We start from the raw sequence: 19,836 nt of genomic DNA on the forward strand, positions 1-19,836 counted from the left end.
GAAGGAAGCCGCAGGTGCACGAACGGATCAGCGTGGCGGCCATGACCGAGGTCTGGCGCGACGCGCTCGGCGTCACCGCTGCCGGGCCGGGCGACAACTTCTTCGACCTCGGCGGCCAGTCCATGGCGGCGGCCCGCATCGTGCAGCGGGTGGAGGACCTGGCGGGCATCCGGTTGCCGGTCCCCGCGGTCTTCGACCATCCGACCGCCGAAGCGCTGACCATCCTGGTCAACGAAAGTACGGACGGCACCGCGGGCCTGGAACGCTAGGCGCTGTCTGGGTGGCGGTGGACGATGCCGTCTTTCATGACGAAGTTGACGTGGCCGAGCACGTCGATGTCCAGGAAGGGATCGCCGGGCACGGCGACCAGGTCGGCGCGCGCACCAGGTTTGATGCAGCCGATGTCGTCGCGGCCCAGGACGCGGGCGGCGACGCTTGTCGCGGCTTGCAGGGCCTTGTAGGGGCTGAGGCCAGAGGCGACCAGCGTGGGGAACTCGCGCCAGTTGTCGGCGTGGTCGACGGTGCCCGCGTCGGTACCGAAGACGAGCTGCGCGTTGCTGCGTACCTGGCGTTTGAGTGCGGTGCGCAGGTCTTCGGCGTGGCGCTCGACCTGCCGGCGCACATTGTCGGGTTTGTCGGCCCAGAATCCGTCGTCCTCAAGCTTGTTCACGAAGACGGTGGCCGAGTACTGGGTCGGGACGAGAGGGATGTGGCGGTTGGCGAGCAGCTGCAGAGTGCTCTCGGAGGCCAGCAGGCCGTGTTCCATCGTCGTCACTCCGGCCAGCGCCGCTCGGCGCACGCCGTCGTCACCCATGGCGTGGCAGGCGACGGGCAGTCCGTGGTCGCGGGCGGTCGTCACCAGTGCTCGCATCTCTGCTTCGTGATAGCCGATCGCAGAGGGGTCGTCCACGCTGGTGGCGAACCCGCCGGTGGCCGCGAACTTGATCCAGTCGGCTCGCAGCCGTACCTGCTCCCGCACCAGCCGAATGATCTGGTCGGAGCCGTCGGCGAGCGCGCCGACCTCGCATTCGCACCCGGAGGTGTCGCTCGTCTGATCGCCGTGACCACCGCGGCCGCTGATGATCCGGGGGGCCACGATCAGGCGAGGCCCTGGGATCAGCCCCGAGTCCACTGCCTGGCGCAGCTCCAGGTTCACCGGCTCGGGAGGAAAGCAGCCCAGGTCCCGGACAGTGGTGAAGCCGTTGTCCAGCAACGCGCGAAGGGCCGGCAGCGCCCGCAGTGCCGCCTGCGAGGACGAGCCGGCTCCCGACACCGTGTGGACATGGCAGTCGATGAGTCCAGGCAGCAGCGTGACGTCACCCAGCTCCAGCACCTGGGCCTGGGCCGCCCGGTCAGCGCGGTCCTGACAGGCGACGACGCGCCCGTCACGCACGACGATCTCGGTGTGCCGGCGCGGCTCAGGCGTAAGCCCGTCCCAGACATGTTCCGCAACGATCACGGTTTCCGTCACTGAGCCACTTCCTCGATCCGGGGACTCACCGCACCACCGGACGAATAGCGCATCGGCCACCCGGCGATGACGATCTCAATCCTCATCTTTACCCCACTTCACCGACTCTCTTCTGCAAGCCCTGGATTGCGCGGTCCAAATCTCGTTTTCAGTGTCGACCTAAAGGTATTCGCGCCTCGGCGGACATCGGACACCTCAAGGCACAGTCCTCTTTCCAAGAGGACAGATCAGCCTTCCAGTGGATGAGTAATATACCTATTTGGTTGATGACTATTGCGGACACCGTCTGCCCTGGGGGAGGGGTATCAAGAAAGGCTTTGGGGGGACCGTATTTACCTCCTGAGTTGACCATCGATTCTGAGACTTGTAAACCTAAGAAAAGGATCACAACGTCAGGACGACCATGGACACCTCACGCCGCGCCGACTTCGCCGATCCCGCATCTCCCACCACCGTCTCCTTCCGCCCTGGAGACCTGGAGATCGGCGACGGACCCCGCACTGAGGGCCCCAGCGGCCAGAACGACGACGAACTGGTGCGCCTTCTGGCGCAGTGGGGCGTCGACCAACGCCAGTGGATGGTGGGGTTTCCGGTGAACCTCGACTTCGACTACCGGCCGCTGGCGGACTTCCTGGCCGTTTCTCTCAACAACGTCGGCACGTCGTACGGCCCCGCCGGCTACAACATCTCCACCAGGCCGTTCGAACGCCAGGTGCTGGAGTTCTTCACCAGGCTCACCGGCGGCGACGTCGACCAGGTCGCCGGTTACATCACCAACGGCGGCACCGAGAGCAACATCTTCGGTATCCACCTGGGCATGCGGCGCTACCCCGACGCCGTGCTCTACACCTCCGCCGACTCCCACTACTCGGTCGATAAGATCACTTGGCTGCTGAACCTGGACACCGTCAAGATCGACGTCGACGACAAGGGCGAGATGAACCTCGACGCCCTCGTCGAGGCGTGCGTGTCCCGCAGGGACCGCCCGGCGGTGGTGCAGGCCACGGTCGGCACCACCATGACCGGTGCCGCCGATCCGGTGGCCGCCATCCGCGGACGGCTCGTCGACGTCGGCATCGAGCGGGTGCATCTGCACGTCGACGCCGCGTTCGGCGGGCTGATCATCCCGTTCATCCCCGACCACGGACCCTGGGCCTTCGACGCCGGCGCCGACAGCCTCGCCATCAGCGGCCACAAACTGGTCGGCCTGCCGATACCGGCCGGCATCGCCCTGGTCCGCCGCGAGCACCTCGAAATGGTCGCCTCCCATGTCACCCAGGTCGACGCCGACGACTTCACGATGATGGGCTCACGCGACGGGCTGAGCCCGCTCATGCTGTGGTGGGCCCTGCGAAGGCTGGGCCGCGACGGACTGGCCCGGCGTGCCCGGCACTGCCTGGACATCGCCGAGTACGCCGAACGGCGGCTGGGGGAATGCGGCGCCGAGCCCCAGCGCATGCCGAACTCCGTCATCGTCAGCTTCCGTCGCCCCTCCCGTGCGGTGCTGGCCACATGGCACCTTCTGGACTCCGGCGACCGCACCCATGTGATCGCCATGCCACACCTGACCAAGGATCACATCGACCGTCTCTGCCACGACCTGCAAGGCTGACTCCCGGCCGCCGCGACGGCCGGCCGACGACGGAAACGACGAGCGATCAGCCATCCGGCCCCGGCCTCGCGCAGCGGCCCAGCGGACAGGACGTCCCGCGCCGCTCCCGGGGACTGCTGTCCCGATGGAGAAGACTCCGCAGATCTGGGCGCGCCAACCCGCTGTGAGGCGGCTTCACCCCGGTCAGCCAGATCACGAGGAAGACGACTTCACGGTGTGTCGTCGTAGGAGCCGGCGGCGGCTTTCCACAGCAATGCCATGTACTGGTCGCAGAGCCGACCCGCGTCGAGCGCGGCGACAGGATCGTCGCCGTTGTCGAGACCGGCTTGGGCGACCGCCAGAGCCTCGTCGTTCTGCTGCTTTGAGGGCGTCCCGGTGTAGTACTCGACGAACGGGTCGGGCAACTCGTAGCCACGCTCACGCAGACCGTTGACCAGGGCCCTCGAACCTCCGTAGTAGATGCCATCAGGGTCGGAGTACAGGGCCAGCCCCATTGCTGCCTGGCTCCCGTTGAGAGCCAGCCAGGAAACGTACGAGCAGAAACCATGGGCGGTGATGTCGCGCCGTATGCCGCTCAGAGTAGGGGAACAGGCGCGCCGTTCGGCATCGGGTTCGGCATCGGGTTCGGTGTCGAGGCTTTCGGCCACGGTCGCCAGCCGTGTCCGGGCATCCTGCACGACGCGGGCGACCGCGATGATGAAATCACTCGCCGGCGAATGCGGAAATCGCGAAAGCAAGGTCCCGTAGGCGACGAGTTCGGCACCGTGGTACCGCTCCTCGATCAGTACGAGATTGCGAAGGTGCGACGGAGTCACCAGGCCGTTCTGCGCCAACTCCAGAAGCGGATTGTCCAAGGGAGCGACGGCGCGCAAGCGTGCCAGCTCCACCGCGAGCTCGTTCGCGGTTCCGTGTCGTCCATCGGGCTCACGCATTCTCTGCTTCTCCTCGCTTCCCTTCGACGGCGGCCGCCTGGCTGACGTGGCTTTACCCCTTCGCGGCCGCTGATAGCCGGTACGTATTACCCAGGACGGGATGACCATCATCGATGGTGATGTTCTTGGTTATGCTGCAAGCAGTGACAAGCAGTGATCCGACGATGCAGGTCACATCTTTAGGACGTGATGACGATGCGCGTTGGCATAGTGGGCGGCGGAATCGCCGGTCTCACAACGGCATGGCTGCTCGGAGACCGGCACGAATGCGTCCTTCTTGAGGGGCGAACGCGTATCGGCGGGAACGCGAGGTCCTATCCGGTGCGGCTTAACGATCACTCGGTTTCGCTGGAGCTCGGATCTCAGGACATCTCCGCGGGCCTGTTCCCCCGGCACCGCCGGCTTCTTTCGCTGCTCGGCTACACCGACGAACACCTGCGTCAGATTCCCGCCTCCCTTTCCGTGGTGCGCGAAGCGGACGCGGCACCGTTCCTGGTGACTCCGGCCGACGGGCAGTCGGCTCACCCCCGTACCACGCGTCTTGGATCGGCGTGGGACGGCCTGAACCTTTTTCTCGCCAGGGCTTCGGAATGGGAGGAACGTGATGTCGACTGGTGCGTTCCACTCGCCGAGCTGGTGGAGCCTCTACCGGTGCCCGAGCCCATCAAGCGCGACCTGCTCTATGCGCGGCCCGCATCGTTGTTCTGCTGCAGTATCGAGATGGCCAAGCAGCTGTCGGCGCGGGCGGCGATCGGGTTCTACGCCGGGATGGCCGAGAGTGCTCACTGGCAGCAGCTGACGCTCGGTCTGGAGGGCCTGGCGTGGGCGCTGGCGGCTGACACCCCTCGTCTGCGCGTCAAGACCGGGGCTCTCGTGGAGGAGGTCCGGCGTGACGGAGAGCGATACGAGCTACGCGACTCCGCGGGAGAGTCCCACCTGGTCGACCAGCTGGTGATCGCGGTCCCGGCTCCGGCGGCGATCCCTCTGCTGAAGTCCTTGGCCGGCACCGGTGAGCTGCGCGCCGTGCTCGGCTCGTTCCAGTACGTCGACACCACCTATGCGCTGCACCTGGACCCGCTGTACATGCCGGCGGATTCGGACCAGTGGGCGACGACCAATCTCACCGTGCGCGATGGCTGGTGTGAGAGCTGCGACTGGTTCGGTCCCATTCATGGTGTCGATGTCTTCAAGAGTCAGATAACCCATCGTGACGAACTCCCTCGCCGGCTGCTGGCCCGCGCGGATTTCCAGCATCTGTACATTACGCCCGATGCTGTAAGGGCGCAGCGCAAACTGGCGGCGCTGCAAGGGCAGGAGAGTCTGTACTTTGCCGGAAACCATACCAACTGGGTCGCCAGCCAGGAGTCCGCCGTCGTGTCGGCGATCGAGGTGGTGCAGCGGATGTCGCTGGACGGCGAGCGGCTGCCGATGTTGAACCAGTGACTCTCGACCCGGTCTTTTCTGGGCCTTTTCAGCCCGTTTTCTTTTCAGCCCGGTTTCGGCCTGGGTGTCTTTTCAGGTTCGTTCTGTCGCCTCGTCACCCTGTGCGGATGCTTCGAGAATGGCGCGCATGCGGCGCTGAAGGGCGGGCGATGGGGACAGTCCCGCCTCCTGCGCCAACGACAGCCGGGCATGCTGGTAGACCTGCAGGGCGTCCCCGGTGCGACCGGCCCGCGCGAGGGCGACCATGAGCTGGGCGTAGAGGCGTTCCTCCAGCGGGTGATCCAGCACCAGCTGCTCCAGGTCCGGAATGATCTCCAGATGCCGCCCTATGGCGAGGTCGAGTTCGGCCAGGCCGGCGACCACCATCAGGCGCTCCCGTGCCAGCCGCCCCCGTTCGGCGTCAGTGATCGGCCCAGGAGGCACGTCCTGGAGCGCGGGTCCGCGCCACAGCGCCAGCGCCGAGCGGTACAGCGCGACCGCCTCTTCGGGACGGCTGGTCTTGACGGCGTGCGCCTGGGCGTAGCGGTGACGGAACTGCCAGATGTCCACCGACCGTTGTGGCACCTCGAGTACATAACCCGGATAGCGGGTTCGCAGGTACACGCGCGCCTGCGTTCGTTCCCGCCATTCAGACAAACTGGATCGAATGCGGGATATGTGGGCCTGAAGAGCGTTCTCCGCGCCCGGCGGCGGCTCGTCACGCCACACTTCAAGTGCCAGCTCCTCAAGAGGAACAATCGAATTGCTGCGGACTATCAATGCGGCCAGCACGCTACGCCGTTTCAAGCCTTCAATTGAAAGCTCCGCCTTTCCGCTGCAAATGCTCAGAGTGCCCAGTAGTTTAATCTGCAACACTGCGCGTTCTCTCATTCGAGGGGCGGGATGCTCCGGCGATCCCGGATGAGTATTCACCGACGCTAACATTTCAGCAGTGACCTTGACAAGTACAGGTTCCTTTGGTCATGAATCCTGTGGTGTATGAGGGGGCCGTAACCCGTGCGACACACACCGCCGCTGTCACGCCGATCAGTCCCGGTATGGGCATTCATTTGTTACGCGAAAGCCCGCCGGTCCTGTCGAAGCGATATCAGTCGCGTGTCAGAAAAACGTCATTGCTGTGTCAGATCCAACGGGCAGGGACGGACCGAAGTTGAAAATCCCGCCGACGGTCATCGCCCGGCCGGGTGCCGGCGGACACCGTTCCCGCGTCGGCGCACGACTGCCCAACAGGAGGCGACCATGCCGCAACCGACCGACCACGCTCAGCATTCGCCGATCATTCCGACGATCGACATCTCCGGCGGGCGGACCATCGAACCCGCCGGCATCCCCGGTCTCGCCGATCCCTCCGATCCCCTCGGGGTCATCGAGTGTTACCGCGGACAGGGCGCCACCCGCGTCTTCCTCGACGTACAGGACTCCTGGACGGACAGCGCGGCCAGCCTGGAGGTCATCCGGCAGGCGCGAACGGCCGGCGTCTCCCTGTGGGTCACCGTCGCCAACGGGCTCGCGCCATCGATCGAAGAACTCGAGCGGCTCATCGAGCTCGGGGTCGAAGCGGTGGGGCTGAGCACGACCTCGGTCGAACGGCCCTCGGTGCTGCACACGGCCGCTCAGCGGTTCGGCGCCGACCGCGTCCTCGGCGTCATGAACGTGCAGCGGGCGGACGACGCCCGATGGAACGTCGTCATCCAGGGCGACGAGACCGAGACTCCGCTGGACGCGGTCACCTGGGCGCAGATGCTCACCGATCTGGGAGCGGGTCACATCCTGCCCAACAGCCTGGACCAGGAAGGCACCGGAGCGGGGTACGACCTCGACCTGGTGCGCGCGATGGTCAAGGCGGTGCACGTCCCTGTGATCGCATCGGGAGGATGCGGCACCTTGGAGCATCTGCGTGAGGGCCTCGCGAACGGCGCCACCTACGTCCTCACTCAGAAGATGCTCCACGACGGCAGCCACACCGTTGACGACGCCGACTCCTACATCCGCGCCGAAGCGTCCGGCGCCTGAGGGAGGTGCGACGAATGACCGTCACCGACTATGTGAATTCGGTCGACACCGATCCACAGAGCTTCCTGCCCGAGAACAAGTTCTCCATGCAGGTGCGGCAGGGCGCCTTCAACGAAGAACAGCTCCAGCGACTGGTGGCCGCGAAGTACCGGGCGCTGTTCGCCGAACTCGCCGCGCACGGGCTGCTGATCGCACGCCACCCGCATCCGGTGCCGGCGGGCCTGTTCTCCTTCACGGTCCATTGGCTGGCCGAGTCCTATGACAGGTTGCCGGTCGCCGGCCGCTCCTTGGGCTGAACGTGGAGGAGCTCGCCCCGGCATCGCCCGATCGACTACCTGGAGTCCGAGCGTGACGCGCCCCGCCCGATCGTCGACGGCGCGCTCCCGGTGATCGAATACGGCCTGGCTCACGGCGAGTCCGGTGACCGGATCGCCGCGAGCGCGCATCGCGTCCTGGAGGCGCAGAAGTCCTCCTGGGACTATTTCAGCGAGGCCTGACCGCCGAACAGGCGCCCGCAGGGGGTTCCCGCGGCCACACGGCGGACCGCGGGGACCGTGCTGGGTCTTCAGAAGGCACCGGGACCGAGGCCCACCAGCACCAGGGGGCAGTGGGCGCGGCTGACCAGGTCACGAAGCGACCAGCGGATCTCTATCGCGGGGCTCTCCGCTGGCATGGGTCCGCCGATCACCAGCAGGTCCGCTTCCAGTGAGGCGTCGATGAGAGCCGAGGTGACGACGCCCTGCACCATCTCGGCCTGCGTGCGTACGGAGGGGAAAGAGACGGACCAGGGAGCAAGCGACCGCTGGAGCGCGTCTCGCGCACCGTCGAGCAGAGGTGCCGCCTCGCGCTCGGGTGGCTGGTCGAGGACGCGTGAGAGGGGCACGACATGCAGGGCACATAGGCGGCAGCGGTACGCGGCGGCAGTCTGGAACGCGTAGGCGAGCCGCGCGCTCGAATCGGTCGCCAGGTCGACCGCCACAACGATCCTTTCGCATCGCGGCCGGGGTTCACCGTGCACGATCACCACCGGGCAGTGGCCACTGGCCTCCAGCCCCACCGAGCCGAACATCAGATCGGCCAGTCTGCCGTGGCCGGGGTGCCCTACGACCACTTCGAAGGCGTCCTGTGACCGCTCTCCCAGAGCCGCGGGGGCAGAGCTGGGCGAAAGAGCGCCCGACACGCTGAGGCCCGGGTAGGAATCGCGCACGAACGCAACGGCCTCCGTGAGGATGCGCTCGCCCGCTTGGCGGAGGAGGTCCCGAGGTGGCAGCACCGCCGGCCAACCGCGAACGTAGCGCCCCACGTGCATCGCGTGGACGATGCACAGGGGAACTCGACGAGCCCGCGCGTCGGCCGCCGCCCACTCCACTGCCGCCCACGCAGAGGGCGAGCCATCGGTTCCGACGACGACCGGCCTGTCCACGGCTCAGCCCGCCAGCAGTATCTTGCCCGAACGGTCGGACTGTCCGTCGTGGGCGAGCGCCCTGTCGAAGTCGGCCAAGGAATAGACCGCCTCGATCGGTGCCGCCAGGTCACCCGACTCCAGACGCCGCAACACCGCCGTGGCGAGCTCGTCGCGCTCCTCACGCGACAGGCGGCCGAGCCGTTCGGGCAGCCAGAAGCCCTCGACGGTCACAGTCCGGAAGACCAGGTCGGCGGGCGCGACCGGAACGGGCTCCCCGGACAGCATGCCGTACACGATGAGCCTTCCCCCGGAGCGGAGACAGCCGGTAAGCCGAGCCCCGAGCGGACCGCCGACCGCGTCGAGCGCGACCGCGGCGCCCTCTCCCTTGGTGGCCTCTCTCACCTGTTCTGCGAACCGCTCGCCCGTCCCGTGGACGACCTTCGCTCCCAGGTCCGCGAGCTCCTCGGCATGGCGCCCATGGCGCACGACGCTCACGCAGCGCGCGCCACGCTTCGTGGCCTCCTTCAGGACCATGCGGGCCACGGCGGAGGCGCCTGCGGACAGCAGCAGCCAATCGCCGGGCGCGAGGTTCGCCGCGCGCAGCAGCAGCAGTGCCGTGAACGGGTTGATCATCATCTGGCAGGCGGCCTCGTCGGTCACTCCGGCGGGCAGCGCGACCACCGACCCCTCCGGCACCACGGCATAGTCCTGCCAGGTGCCCAGCCCATCGAGCGCGACACGGGTCCCGGGCGTCAGCGTGACGCCGGGCCCGCAGCGGTCGACCACACCCGCGGCCTCGAAGCCGACGGGGGAGGGAAATCGGGCGCGGCGGCCATAACGCCCCTGGACGAACAGCACGTCCGCGGGATTGATCGGCCGGAGCGTTATCCGAGCGCGCACTTCCCCAGGTCCGGGCTCGGGATCGTCGAGTTCGACCATGCGCAGGACGCCGCCGGGGTCGCCGTACTCGTCGAACTGGACCGCCCGCATCATCATCTCCCTCTCGCTGATATTTGCGCTTAGGTACCCGTGCGGACTCGACGGGACGCTGGGACAAATTTCCTGGGAAAACTTTCCCGCTGACGTCCATAGGAGCATCGGCCCAGGCACGAGGAAGCAGCGGGGTGGTTGGAAGTCAGCGTGGTGTCATCACCACGTCAGAACGAGGGGGAAGCCTGAACAGAGAAGCAAGGACGCCTTGTTTCTGTATATCCCGGTCAGGAAGGAGCGCAGTATGGCCAAGCCCGCCAAGGAAAAGAGCAAGGACAAGATGGAAGGCGCCGAGTTCAAGGACGCGACCAAGGACAAGCTGGAAGCTGCCGAGTTCAAGGACGCGACGTTCAAGGACGCGACCAAGGACAAGCTGGAAGCCACTGAGCTCAAGGACAAGTCCGAGTTCAAGGACAAGTAGGAATCAGGTGCTGGGGATGGACGGGTGACCTCCATCCCCAGTCGCCATTTCATTCTGCCCACCCAGATGGAGCATTCGTGAGCTTCGACGACGCGTGGGATTTCATAGCCGTTCCGAGGGTGTCCGATCTCGTCGTCTCCCGTGACTCGGATCGGCTCGTGGCGTGTGTGGCCTCGCTGAGCCCGGAACGCGACGTCTACCTTCCCGCTCTCTGGGAGTTCGTGCCGACCGCCCGAACCTGGCGGCGCCTGACACCCACACGGTTCCTCGCCCGTTCGCCCGCGTTCCTGCCCGACGGCTCGCTGGTGTGCCTTGGCACCCCCTATGAACTGGTCCACGACTCGGTCACCCCAGACGAGCCCTACGCCCTGTGGCTGCTGCCGGCGGACGGTTCGGCGCCGACCCGGCTGATGAGATGGCCGACGGGGATCAGCCGGGTCTACGCCTCGGCCGACTCGGGCGACGTCCGCGTCGCCGTGCGGGCCATGCCCGGGGCGATCAGCGCGGAGGACGAGGAACGCCTGCGAGCCGAGCGCAAGCGGGCCGGACTGGTCGGTGCCCTCCTCTACGAGCGGTTTCCCGTCCGGGTATGGGGCCGCGAGTACAGCCCGGGCCGCCTGCGGATCATGACCGCCGGGACGATGCGTCCCGACGGGACCTGGCGGCCGGACCAGCGCGACCTGCTTCCGCGCGTTCAGGACCAGGTGGGGGAGGACATCGTGATCGCGCCGGACGGCTCGCGGCTCGTCGTTCCCCTGCGCGTCGAGGAATCCCGTGGCCGCCAGCGCTGGTCACTGTCGGTCGCCGACGACGCGACGGGTGAGATCGAGCTGATCGCGGACGAGCCCGGCGTGGACCACCACATGCCGGCGATCGGGAACGCGGCGCGCGAGGTCGTCTGCGTCCGCCGCCGGATGGAGACCCGTCATGACCCGCCCGACGTCGGCCTGTGCCTCATCGACCTGGAGACGAAGAAGACGCGCGACCTGACGTCCGGCTTTCCGCTGTGGCCCCGGGACCCGGTGTTCTCACATGACGACGAATCCGTGTATTTCGTGGCCGATGAGCGAGGCCGCGCGCCGGTCTTCCGGGTGCGGCTCACGACGGGTGAGATCACGCGCCTCACCGGCTCGGGAGCGAACCAGACCTTGCTGCCCGGCCGTTCCCACCTGTACGCGCTGCACTCTTCCATCGACCGTCCGCCGGTTCCCGTCCGGCTCAATGTCACGGAGGCGGAGCAGCGGCCCGTCACCTTGGACGTCCCCGGCACGGCGCCCCGCCTGCCCGGCGAGGTGACCGAGGTCGGGGCCGTCGGCGAGGACGGTGTCCGCCTGCGAGCCTGGCTGGTCATGCCGCACGGTCCACGGCCACCCTTCCCCCTCGTGGTCTGGCTCCACGGCGGCCCCATGGCGTCCTGGAACGAGTGGTCCTGGGTGGCCAATCCATGGCTGCTCGCCGCCGAGGGATACGCGGTCCTGCTCCCTGACCACGCGCTCTCCACCGGTTACGGTCGTGATTTCGTCCGCCGCGGCTGGGCGGCGTGGGGCCACGCGCCGTACGACGACGTGATGGCGCTCACCGACGCGGCCTGCCGCCGTCCCGACATCGACGAGACCGCCTGCGCGGTGATCGGAAACTCCTTCGGCGGCTACCTCGCCAACTGGATCGCGACCAGCACCCGCCGTTTCAAGGCGATCGTGAGCGGCGCGAGCGTCTGGCATCTGGAGTCCTTCATCGCCACCACCGACGAGCCGTGGGCGTGGGCTCGGCAGTGGGGCGAGCGGGACGGGTCCGCCGCCCAGCGAGAGAACATCCTGCGGCACTCACCGCACAGCCGGGCCGACCGCCTCGGCACCCCCATGCTCGTCATCCATGGGGACGAGGACTACCGCGTACCGATCAGCCAGAGCCTGCACCTGTGGTGGGATCTCATGCGCCGCGACGTCGACGCCAAGCTCCTCTATTTTCCGCAGGAGGACCATAGCGTCCTGACTCCTGCCCTGGCCCGGATCTGGCACGAGGTGGTTCGCGCATTCCTCGACCATCACCTCAAGGGGAACGAATGGGACCGCCCAAGACTTCTGTGACCGCGAAGCTTCATTCCCCGTCCGCGCCGTCCTCGCCGAAGGCGTCGTCCGGGGGTGAGGCCGGCCCCGTGGCCTGCTGCGGCGACCACGCCGAACAGCTGGCCCAGATGGGCGACGTCATCAGGAGCCTCAGCGACAGCCTGCGGTTCCATGAGCGCTTGGTCGACGTGCTGAGGAGCGCATGTGAGGAACTCGCGGCCCAGTGTCCACGAAGACCGCGAAGGCCCGGAATTGAGAATCCCGGGGGCGACCCGATGCCGACCCCGCAGGCGGCGAAGTATCGGCTGACCGCCCGTGAGAGTCAGATCCTGGAACTGGTCGCGGTCGGCCTGACCAACCGCAAGACCGCCAGCCTGCTGCACATCTCCGAGAGGACAGTGCGCAACCACCTGCACTCGGTGTTCGGCAAGCTCGGCGTGCACAGCCGTACTGAAGCCGCCATGGTCGCGGTACGGGAGAATCTTCTGGCGGCTGAAGGTTCCAGCGAGGCTGCGATCTTTCAGGATCGCGACGCGGTCGCCGGCGTGAGAAAACCGGAGGCGAGGAAGTAGTCCAGATACCGGTCGAGCAGGTCGGCATCGACGGGTGGACAGGCGAGTCCGGTGCCGTCGAGCGCTCGCCGCGCGTTCGTCTGATCGAGCTCCGGCATATTGCCTGAGAAGTGTGCCTCGAACACCGAGAGCCCTGTGCGCTCAGACCTTTCGGTGAACATGGGGAGGTAGTTGGCAAGCGCCATGTCCGGGTCGCGCTGCACAGCCTCCTTCATAGCCCGGCACCATTCGTCATAGGGCACTTCGCGAACTCCGTAGCCGAACGCGCGGAGCCGTTCCACCAGGAGCGACAACGGCGCTGGTGCCGGATTGCCGAGATGGTAGGCGCGGCCGTGCGGGGGCTCGCGGAGCAGCAGGTGGGCCAGCGCCGCAGCGGCGAAGTCGACCGGGACGAGGTTGAGGATCATCGGTACCTGGGGAGCCAGCCCCGTCTCGGCGACGGCCTTGATGAACGCGCTCATCATCGTGTCCGTGCTCTGGATCCCGCGGTCCCGGGTGCCTGTGATCTCGAAGGGCCGGTAGAGGCTCACGGGCAGTCCCCGGCCCGCCGCCCGGCCGAGCAGGGATTCGGCCACCCATTTGGTCTCGGCGTATCCCTGTGCCAGCACCTCGGGGTCGCCCAGCGGGTCGTCCTCGTTCATACGGCGGACGCCGGTCGCCGCGAGCCCCGCGAAGACGTCGATCGACGAGACGTAGTGGAACGGCTTGAGGGGACTGGTGGCGGCGAAGCGGATCAGCTCACGAACGCTGCCCACGTTGGCGGCGGCCAGCCGGCGATACGGATACAGGAAGTTGACGTGCGCTCCGTTGTGCAGAATGAGGTCGCTCTGGGCGGCCAGGTCCGCGAACCGCTCGTCCCCTAGGCCGAGGCCGGGTTCGCCCAGATCCGCAGGCAGGGCGGTCACCCGTTGGGCGAGACCGTCGAGCGGTAGCCCCCAGCGACGCAAAGCGGCCTCCACCCGCCGCAGGCCGTCGTCGGCGTCACGCGCTCGGACGGGGCACACCAACCTGGCTTCGGTGGTCTTCATGAGCTCGTGGACGAGGAACGCGCCCAGGAACCCGGTCGCACCGGTGAGCAGGATCGCCCGTGGAGGCTCCAGGCCGGGCACGGGCCCGGAGTCGAAGCGCACGGCCCGGTCCAGGTCGGCCTCTTTGCGGAAATCAACGCGATCGCTGCTCGCCGTGCCTTCATGCCGTGCGTCGTCGATGGAGGCGGCGAACTCGTGCAGGACAGGCTTGTCGAGCACCATGCCGATCAGCGTGCGATCCGGCAGGTGTTCCAACCGGTCGAGGCCGTCGCGCAGCGCGGCGACCAGTCTTATCAGCTGGAGTGACTGTCCGCCCAGGTCGAAGAAGTCGTCGCCGCGGCCGACGGCGTCCACGCCGAGCAGTCCGGTCCAGACGCGCGCGACGACCCGTTCGGCCTCGCCACGTGGCGGCTCGGAGGTCTTCTGCTTCGCCGTCTCCTCGGGCGGGAGGGCGGCGGCCGGAGGGGCGCCGACCTTGCCGGTGCGGCCGAGCGGCAGCCGGTCGGTGATCGCGAACCGCGAAGGCACCATGAACCGGGGGAGACGGTCATGGAGGAACCGGCGCAGCCGCCGTACGAACGAGTGCCGCTCCTCTTCGTCGATCGTCTCTCGTGGCGCGGCCCACAGCACCAGCGACTTGTCGTCGCCGGACCCCTCGACCGCCACCTTGACGTCATGGATGTCGGGATGGGCGACGGCGGCGGTCTCCACCTCGCCCGGCTCCACCCGGTAACCCCGGATCTGCACCTGGCGGTCCCGCCGCCCGAGGAACTCAAGGACGCCGTCCGGCCTCCACAACCCCAGATCGCCGGTCCTGTACATGCGGGCTTCCGCCGTCCCGATGAACGGGTCGGGCATGAAACGCTCGGCCGTGCGCTCCTTGTCACCGAAGTAGCCGAGCGCCACACCGTCACCGCCCACGTACAGCTCGCCCTCCTCTCCTGGATCGCATGGGCTCCGGTCGTCCCGCAGGACATAGCACGTGGAATTGGCGATCGGCCTGCCGATGGGCACGGTCTGCGCGGTGGGGGACAGCTCCGTCAGCCGGTGAGTCGTGGAGAACGTCGCGTTCTCGGCGGGGCCGTAGCCGTTCATCAGATTCGCCGGAGGACCGGCCCGCAGGATGGCGCGCATGCACTCGGGACTGACGGTGTCCCCGCCCGCGATGAGCACCCGCAGGCTCGCGAACATGTCCGGGCGGGCGAAGCCCATCTGGTGCAGCAGACCGGTGGTGAGCCACATGATCGAGGCGCCGCTTCGCGTGATGTCGCGGGCCAGGTCGGCGGGGGCCAGGAGGGTCTCGGGCTCGGGCAGCACGAGCCGCGCGCCGTGGAGGTGCGCTCCGAAGATCTCGAAGCAGGAGACGTCGAAGACGGGGTTGGTGGTGGCGAGGAACACGTCGTCCGGCCGGATGTCGATGTAGTCGGTGTTCATGACGAGCCGTACCGCTCCGCGGTGGGGCACCACGACGGCCTTCGGCGACCCGGTCGAACCCGAGGTGAAGATGATGTAGGCCGGATCTGTGGGCGCGGCGGCCGCAGGGGCGAGCGGTGAGCCGGGCGGGGGCGGGTCTTCCACCGTGAGGGCTTCCCTTCCCGGCAGCCGGTCGCGCCAGCGGTCCCGTGTGATGACGCACCGGACGTCCAGCCGGTCGGCCATCTCCTTCAGGCGTGCGATCGGCTGGTCGGGGTCCAGGGGAACGTAGGCGCCTCCGGCCTTGAGTACCGCCCAGATGCCGATCAGGACCTCTGGAGAGCGCTCCAGCAGGAGCGCCACGGGATCGCCATTCCGAACGCCATGGTCGTCGCGCAGCACCCGAGCGAACGCGTCCGCGCGCTGAGAAAGCTCCCGGTAGGTGAGCGTGGTCGCCCCGGCGGACACGGCCGGCGCGTCCGGCGTGCGCCGGACCTGGGCTTCGAACAGCCGCGGCAGCAATGCGTTCCGCGGGTATGCGCGAGCCGTGTCGTTCCATCGTTTCAGGTGGTCGGGAACTTGCTTCGGCATTGCGTCAGGTCTCCCTCGGTCCCTGGCCGATGAAGGCGTGAGCTCGCCCTCAGTCGTCAGCCGCCGCCTGCCAGAACCGGCCGATATGCTCATCCGTCAGACGGGCGCGTTCGAGAGCGATGGCGGGGGCCTCCCCCTGGGCCAGGCCGAACTCGACCACGTCGAGGGCTTTTTGGATCATCTCGTCGGGAGCCTCGCCCCTGTAGTAGTCCACGAACTCATCCGGCATTTTCAGATCGGTCCCGCCCAGCCGGTCCAGCAGCTTGACGCAGTCGGGAAAGTAGGTCGTCATGTCGGCGTACATGGCCAGCGCGTTGTCCGCCTGGCCGCCGTGCAGCGCGAGCCAGGAAATGAGGCCGCTGAAAGCGTGCGCCGAAGGCCCTGACGGCCACCGGTAAATGCGCTCTTCGGGTATTCCCATCACGGTCGCGCACTCGCGGAGCTTGAAATGCGCCTCGTACACCAGGCGCCCGAGGTCGAGGTAGAGGCCCGTCGTCGGATGGTGCGGGAAGCGCGAGATGATCGTCCCGTAGGCGGCGAGCTCGGACACATGGCACTGCAGTTCGATCCCCACGAGTCGGCGCAAGTGTTCCATGGTGAGGCGGCCCTCACCCGCGAGTGACAGCAGGTCGTTGCCGACCGGCGACTCAGCCCTGAGTGTCACCAGGTCCTCAGCCAAGGCCGCCGCCCGGAGGTGCCGCACATCCTCGGTCACTGCTCATCCCTTCCGTCGTTCGCGCGTGTTATGCCGAGCCGGAACGCTGCTCGCTGGAGCCCTGCTCATGGGCCGGCTTCCCCTGCTGCCTGATCCACGCTCGAAGGCGGCACGGCCGCCTGCCAGTACAGCCCGACCTTCTCTTCCATGACCCTGCCCGCCGCCAGGGCCTGCCCGGGGTCGTCGCCTCCGTCAAGGCCGTCCTGGGCGAAGTCAAGCGCCTTGGTGCAGAGGTCTTCCGGCACACCGTCCGTGTAGTACTCGATCAGTTCGTCAGGTGCGTAGCCACCGGCCGCGCGGAGTTCCTCGGCGACGGCCAGGCCGCCGCTGTAGTACCGGTCCAGGTCCGCGTAGACCGCGATGCCGGTCTCAGCGCGGCTGTGATGAAGCGCCGTCCAGCACAGGTAGGCCGGGTAACTGAACGCCGTGGCCTGCCACGGCCTATGCATGCGCTGTTCCTCACTGAGCCCGATAATGCGGGCCAGCGCAGGGAGCTTTGCCCGGGCGCTGTGCACCATCGCGCTGAGGTCGGTGAAGATGGCGTGCCGGTGGCGGTACAGCGCGATGCCGTAGGCGGACAGTTCCGCCTCCGCTGCAAGCGTCTCTATGCGCAGCAGCCAGCAAAGATCTTCGCGGGTCGGACGCCCTGCTTTGAGGTGTTCGACGAGCCCGTTGCCGATAGGTGCCGTTCTCCGCCTGGCGACGAGTTGTTCGGCGATTCCCGCAGCGCTGTTGACCTTGAAGGTTTCTTCGATCATTCTTCCTCGTTCACTCGGGGTCGGCTCGCTCACCGCTGCGCGGAAGTCCCCAACGACTCGGTCGCTCCGTACCCGTGGCATTCGGCCGGAATCTGGTACATATCACCCAGTACACGAGGGGAAGGTCAGGGACCTTCTCGGCGAAGATGCCTGATGGCGCAGGTAAAAGCCGCCGCCTGACCATTGTCAGCGCGATGTCAGCGTGCTGTCCGCGCCGCGTCAGGGACGCAGGAAAGAGACGAGAGGGAGGAAGTGGGCAAGCGGCTCTCATCGACCTGGATGGATCTCTTTATGCGCATCGGCATCGTCGGGGGCGGCATTACCGGCCTGGTCACCGCCTGGCTCCTTGACGGCTTTCACGACGTCCTCCTTCTGGAAAGAAATAGACGTATCGGCGGCAACGCACATTCGGTGTCGGTGCGGCTGCCCGATGGAGAGCTGACAGCCGATTTGGGGGTGCACAGCTTCTCTCGGGGGCTGTTTCCCACGCACGCACGGTTGCTGGGCCTGCTCGGCCTGCGCGAAGACGATCTCATCGACGTTCCGATGTCATTGACCATGTGGCATGCCGGACGCCCGGAGCCGACCTTGGTCACGCCGCACCGCCGGGACACTGACACGCCGGACCGCGCGGTCCTGGGCCCGGCGTGGAAGGCCGTCGGCGCGATGCTTGAGCAGGGAGCGCAATGGCAGAAGGACGACGTGGGCTGGAACGAGCCGTACGGGAACCTGGTCGAGTCACTCGCCGTGCCGGACGCGATGAAACGGGACGTGCTCTACCCATGGCCGGCCTCCCTGTTCTCCTGCGAGCTGGACCAGATCGGGCACATGTCGGCCCGGGCGGTGCTCGACTTCTTCCTGGAGCCGGAGGAGCCGCCCGCCGACGAGGCCGTGCGATGGCAGAACCTGCGTGGCGGCGCTGAGACGCTCGCTTGGACCCTGGCAGCGGGAACGCATACCGCCGACATCCGCACGAGCGCCGGCCTGCGAACCCTCCGCCGCACCGGCGAGGTCTTCGAGCTGGGAGACAGCGCCGGAGGCCGGCACGAAGTCGATCATCTGGTGCTGGCCCTGCCCGCCGACGTGGCACGGACCGTTCTCGCTCAGCTCGCCGGAACGGAGTCCTTGCGCGAACTGCTCGGAGCCTTCACCTATGTCCCCATCACCGTGGGCGCCCACACCGACACCTCCTGGATGCCGGCGCGGCGGGAGCAATGGTCGACCGACAACATCATCGTCCAGGACGACATGGCGGTCAGCACGAGATGGTGCGGCCCCGCATACGGCATGGACTTCTTCGTCACGAGGCTCCGCGGTGATCGGCTTCCGGCCCGTGGCGTACTGGCCCAGACGAGACTGCGGCATATGCAGCACACCACGGAGGCCATGCAGGCCAAGCACGGGCTGAGCGCCTTCCAGGGCCTTGGCGATGTCCACCTCGCCGGGCCCTATCTACAAGGCGTCGACAGTCAGGAGAACGCCGTCCGTTCCGCTGTCGACGTCGCCCGCAGATTTGTGCCCGACACCTCCGATACGCGGCTGGCAGCACTGCTGCCTTGAGCGAGCGGCGGCCCGCGCATCCGGCGAGACGATTTCGACCGCAGGGGAAGCACTCATGAAGGAACCACAGGCGCCTACCGCCGCTCCTGTCGTCCCATGCCTGGAGGTCCACGAAGGGCGGACCACCGAGCCGTCAGGAATCCCCGGGCTCACGGACCCCTGCGATCCGGTCATGATCTGTCGGCACTACCGCCGTCAGGGCGTACAGACGATCATGCTCGACATCCTCGACGACTGGGACAGGCATGAGCGGTTCGTACGGCTGATCAAGCGCGTGGCCGACCTCGTTCCGACCCTGTGGGTCGCGGTGGCCACAGGGTTCGCCCCGAGCCTGCGGGCGGCGGGCGCGCTCCTCGGCGCAGGCGCCGACATGATCGGTCTCAGCACGACCTCCGTCGAGAACCCCCAGGTGATGCGGGAGGTGGCCGACCGGCACGGCTCCGAGCGCGTTCTCGGCATGATGGACGTCCGCCGGGTCGGACCCGGGCGCTGGAACGTGTTCATCCGGGGAGGAACGAAGAGGACCGGCCTGGACGCCATCACCTGGGCCGACATCCTCGTTGAGCTGGGCGCCGGGCTCCTCCTGCCCAACAGCCTCGACGGAGAAGAAGGCGGCGAAGGATACGACATCGATCTGTATCAGGCCATCGCCGACACCGTCCAGACTCCGCTCATCGTCGGAGGCGGCGCTTCCACGCCCGAGCACCTGTACGACGGTCTGAGGCAGCCACACGTCCTCTTCGCCGCCGTGGCGAAGGCCACTCACTCCGGCGCGATGTCGATTACTCAAGCGCACGATTACCTGCATGAACGAGGTCTTGTCTAAACCCGTGCCCCGGCGGACGC

The 19,836-nt window shown here is 67.4% G+C and carries 18 protein-coding genes; 10 read left to right on the top strand and 8 right to left on the bottom strand.

What is annotated here, in order from left to right; translation table 11 throughout:
- Positions 1 to 14: 14 nt before the first annotated feature.
- Positions 15 to 269 (top strand): phosphopantetheine-binding protein, encoded by a 255-nt coding sequence (locus ABD333_RS27015; RefSeq protein ID WP_344545287.1) that lies wholly within the window; start codon positions 15 to 17, stop codon positions 267 to 269.
- Here ABD333_RS27015 and ABD333_RS27020 read toward each other — a convergent pair.
- Positions 266 to 1,471 (bottom strand): metal-dependent hydrolase family protein, encoded by a 1,206-nt coding sequence (locus ABD333_RS27020; protein WP_344545288.1) that lies wholly within the window; start codon positions 1,469 to 1,471, stop codon positions 266 to 268. The genes ABD333_RS27015 and ABD333_RS27020 overlap by 4 nt on opposite strands.
- 403 nt (positions 1,472 to 1,874) lie before the next feature.
- On the opposite strand from ABD333_RS27020, the gene ABD333_RS27025 reads away from it, so the two are divergent.
- Entirely contained in the window at positions 1,875 to 3,083 is a 1,209-nt protein-coding gene (locus ABD333_RS27025; RefSeq protein WP_344545289.1) for a histidine decarboxylase, read from the top strand.
- A 209-nt stretch (positions 3,084 to 3,292) separates the two neighbouring features.
- Here ABD333_RS27025 and ABD333_RS27030 read toward each other — a convergent pair whose 3' ends face one another.
- Positions 3,293 to 4,015, bottom strand: a complete 723-nt coding sequence (locus ABD333_RS27030; protein ID WP_344545290.1) for a hypothetical protein — start codon at positions 4,013 to 4,015, stop codon at positions 3,293 to 3,295.
- Between the two features lie 189 nt (positions 4,016 to 4,204).
- On the opposite strand from ABD333_RS27030, the gene ABD333_RS27035 reads away from it, so the two are divergent.
- Positions 4,205 to 5,458, top strand: a complete 1,254-nt coding sequence (locus tag ABD333_RS27035) for an FAD-dependent oxidoreductase (protein ID WP_344545412.1) — start codon at positions 4,205 to 4,207, stop codon at positions 5,456 to 5,458.
- 72 nt (positions 5,459 to 5,530) lie between these two features.
- On the opposite strand, the gene ABD333_RS27040 is transcribed toward ABD333_RS27035, so the two are convergent.
- Entirely contained in the window at positions 5,531 to 6,313 is a 783-nt protein-coding gene (locus ABD333_RS27040; RefSeq protein WP_344545291.1) for an AfsR/SARP family transcriptional regulator, read from the bottom strand.
- Positions 6,314 to 6,697: 384 nt separating this feature from the next.
- Here ABD333_RS27040 and ABD333_RS27045 point away from each other — a divergent pair, with 384 nt between their 5' ends.
- Positions 6,698 to 7,471: a HisA/HisF-related TIM barrel protein gene (locus ABD333_RS27045; protein ID WP_344545292.1), complete on the top strand. Its 774-nt coding sequence runs from the start codon at positions 6,698 to 6,700 to the stop codon at positions 7,469 to 7,471.
- Positions 7,472 to 7,485: 14 nt separating this feature from the next.
- Positions 7,486 to 7,767, top strand: coding sequence for a hypothetical protein (locus tag ABD333_RS27050; RefSeq protein ID WP_344545293.1), 282 nt, complete (start codon positions 7,486 to 7,488; stop codon positions 7,765 to 7,767).
- Positions 7,768 to 8,036: 269 nt separating this feature from the next.
- On the opposite strand, the gene ABD333_RS27055 is transcribed toward ABD333_RS27050, so the two are convergent.
- On the bottom strand, positions 8,037 to 8,894 hold the full coding sequence (locus tag ABD333_RS27055; protein WP_344545294.1) for a universal stress protein: 858 nt from the start codon (positions 8,892 to 8,894) through the stop codon (positions 8,037 to 8,039).
- A gap of 3 nt (positions 8,895 to 8,897) precedes the next feature.
- Positions 8,898 to 9,872, bottom strand: a complete 975-nt coding sequence (locus ABD333_RS27060; protein WP_344545295.1) for a zinc-dependent alcohol dehydrogenase family protein — start codon at positions 9,870 to 9,872, stop codon at positions 8,898 to 8,900.
- Between the two features lie 238 nt (positions 9,873 to 10,110).
- On the opposite strand from ABD333_RS27060, the gene ABD333_RS27065 reads away from it, so the two are divergent.
- The 3 genes from ABD333_RS27065 to ABD333_RS27075 all read left to right on the top strand — a co-directional run bounded on the left by ABD333_RS27065 (position 10,111) and on the right by ABD333_RS27075 (position 12,925).
- On the top strand, positions 10,111 to 10,287 hold the full coding sequence (locus ABD333_RS27065; protein ID WP_344545296.1) for a hypothetical protein: 177 nt from the start codon (positions 10,111 to 10,113) through the stop codon (positions 10,285 to 10,287).
- A gap of 77 nt (positions 10,288 to 10,364) precedes the next feature.
- Positions 10,365 to 12,374 carry a S9 family peptidase gene (locus ABD333_RS27070; RefSeq protein ID WP_344545297.1) on the top strand — a complete coding sequence of 670 codons (2,010 nt, stop codon included), beginning with the start codon at positions 10,365 to 10,367 and terminating at the stop codon, positions 12,372 to 12,374.
- A 254-nt stretch (positions 12,375 to 12,628) separates the two neighbouring features.
- Positions 12,629 to 12,925 carry a response regulator transcription factor gene (locus ABD333_RS27075; RefSeq protein WP_344545298.1) on the top strand — a complete coding sequence of 99 codons (297 nt, stop codon included), beginning with the start codon at positions 12,629 to 12,631 and terminating at the stop codon, positions 12,923 to 12,925.
- Here the strand turns inward: ABD333_RS27075 and ABD333_RS27080 are convergent.
- From ABD333_RS27080 to ABD333_RS27090, 3 genes are all read right to left on the bottom strand, one after another.
- Positions 12,874 to 15,957, bottom strand: a complete 3,084-nt coding sequence (locus tag ABD333_RS27080) for an amino acid adenylation domain-containing protein (RefSeq protein WP_344545299.1) — start codon at positions 15,955 to 15,957, stop codon at positions 12,874 to 12,876. The genes ABD333_RS27075 and ABD333_RS27080 overlap by 52 nt on opposite strands.
- Before the next feature lie 49 nt (positions 15,958 to 16,006).
- Positions 16,007 to 16,672: a hypothetical protein gene (locus ABD333_RS27085; protein ID WP_344545300.1), complete on the bottom strand. Its 666-nt coding sequence runs from the start codon at positions 16,670 to 16,672 to the stop codon at positions 16,007 to 16,009.
- Positions 16,673 to 16,737: 65 nt separating this feature from the next.
- The gene (locus ABD333_RS27090; protein ID WP_344545301.1) at positions 16,738 to 17,430 is read right to left on the bottom strand and encodes a hypothetical protein; all 693 of its coding nucleotides are present in this window, start codon (positions 17,428 to 17,430) and stop codon (positions 16,738 to 16,740) included.
- A gap of 252 nt (positions 17,431 to 17,682) precedes the next feature.
- On the opposite strand from ABD333_RS27090, the gene ABD333_RS27095 reads away from it, so the two are divergent.
- Both ABD333_RS27095 and ABD333_RS27100 read left to right on the top strand, forming a co-directional pair.
- On the top strand, positions 17,683 to 18,990 hold the full coding sequence (locus ABD333_RS27095; protein WP_344545302.1) for an FAD-dependent oxidoreductase: 1,308 nt from the start codon (positions 17,683 to 17,685) through the stop codon (positions 18,988 to 18,990).
- 55 nt (positions 18,991 to 19,045) lie between these two features.
- A complete protein-coding gene (locus ABD333_RS27100) occupies positions 19,046 to 19,816 on the top strand; it encodes a HisA/HisF-related TIM barrel protein (protein ID WP_344545303.1) in 771 nt (256 codons plus the stop codon).
- Positions 19,817 to 19,836 lie beyond the last annotated feature (20 nt).

This window comes from Actinomadura fulvescens (assembly GCF_039533225.1).
Classification (GTDB): Bacteria; Actinomycetota; Actinomycetes; order Streptosporangiales; family Streptosporangiaceae; genus Spirillospora; species Spirillospora fulvescens.

What these genes read in the sequence shown, in the direction of transcription:
- ABD333_RS27075 (WP_344545298.1), top strand. Translation starts at nt 12,629, where the DNA reads ATGCCGACCCCGCAGGCGGCGAAGTATCGGCTGACCGCCCGTGAGAGT.
- ABD333_RS27080 (WP_344545299.1), bottom strand. Translation starts at nt 15,957, where the DNA reads ATGCCGAAGCAAGTTCCCGACCACCTGAAACGATGGAACGACACGGCT.
- ABD333_RS27030 (WP_344545290.1), bottom strand. Translation starts at nt 4,015, where the DNA reads ATGCGTGAGCCCGATGGACGACACGGAACCGCGAACGAGCTCGCGGTG.
- ABD333_RS27060 (WP_344545295.1), bottom strand. Translation starts at nt 9,872, where the DNA reads ATGATGATGCGGGCGGTCCAGTTCGACGAGTACGGCGACCCCGGCGGC.
- ABD333_RS27025 (WP_344545289.1), top strand. Translation starts at nt 1,875, where the DNA reads ATGGACACCTCACGCCGCGCCGACTTCGCCGATCCCGCATCTCCCACC.
- ABD333_RS27100 (WP_344545303.1), top strand. Translation starts at nt 19,046, where the DNA reads ATGAAGGAACCACAGGCGCCTACCGCCGCTCCTGTCGTCCCATGCCTG.
- ABD333_RS27090 (WP_344545301.1), bottom strand. Translation starts at nt 17,430, where the DNA reads ATGATCGAAGAAACCTTCAAGGTCAACAGCGCTGCGGGAATCGCCGAA.
- ABD333_RS27035 (WP_344545412.1), top strand. Translation starts at nt 4,205, where the DNA reads ATGACGATGCGCGTTGGCATAGTGGGCGGCGGAATCGCCGGTCTCACA.
- ABD333_RS27065 (WP_344545296.1), top strand. Translation starts at nt 10,111, where the DNA reads ATGGCCAAGCCCGCCAAGGAAAAGAGCAAGGACAAGATGGAAGGCGCC.
- ABD333_RS27050 (WP_344545293.1), top strand. Translation starts at nt 7,486, where the DNA reads ATGACCGTCACCGACTATGTGAATTCGGTCGACACCGATCCACAGAGC.
- ABD333_RS27045 (WP_344545292.1), top strand. Translation starts at nt 6,698, where the DNA reads ATGCCGCAACCGACCGACCACGCTCAGCATTCGCCGATCATTCCGACG.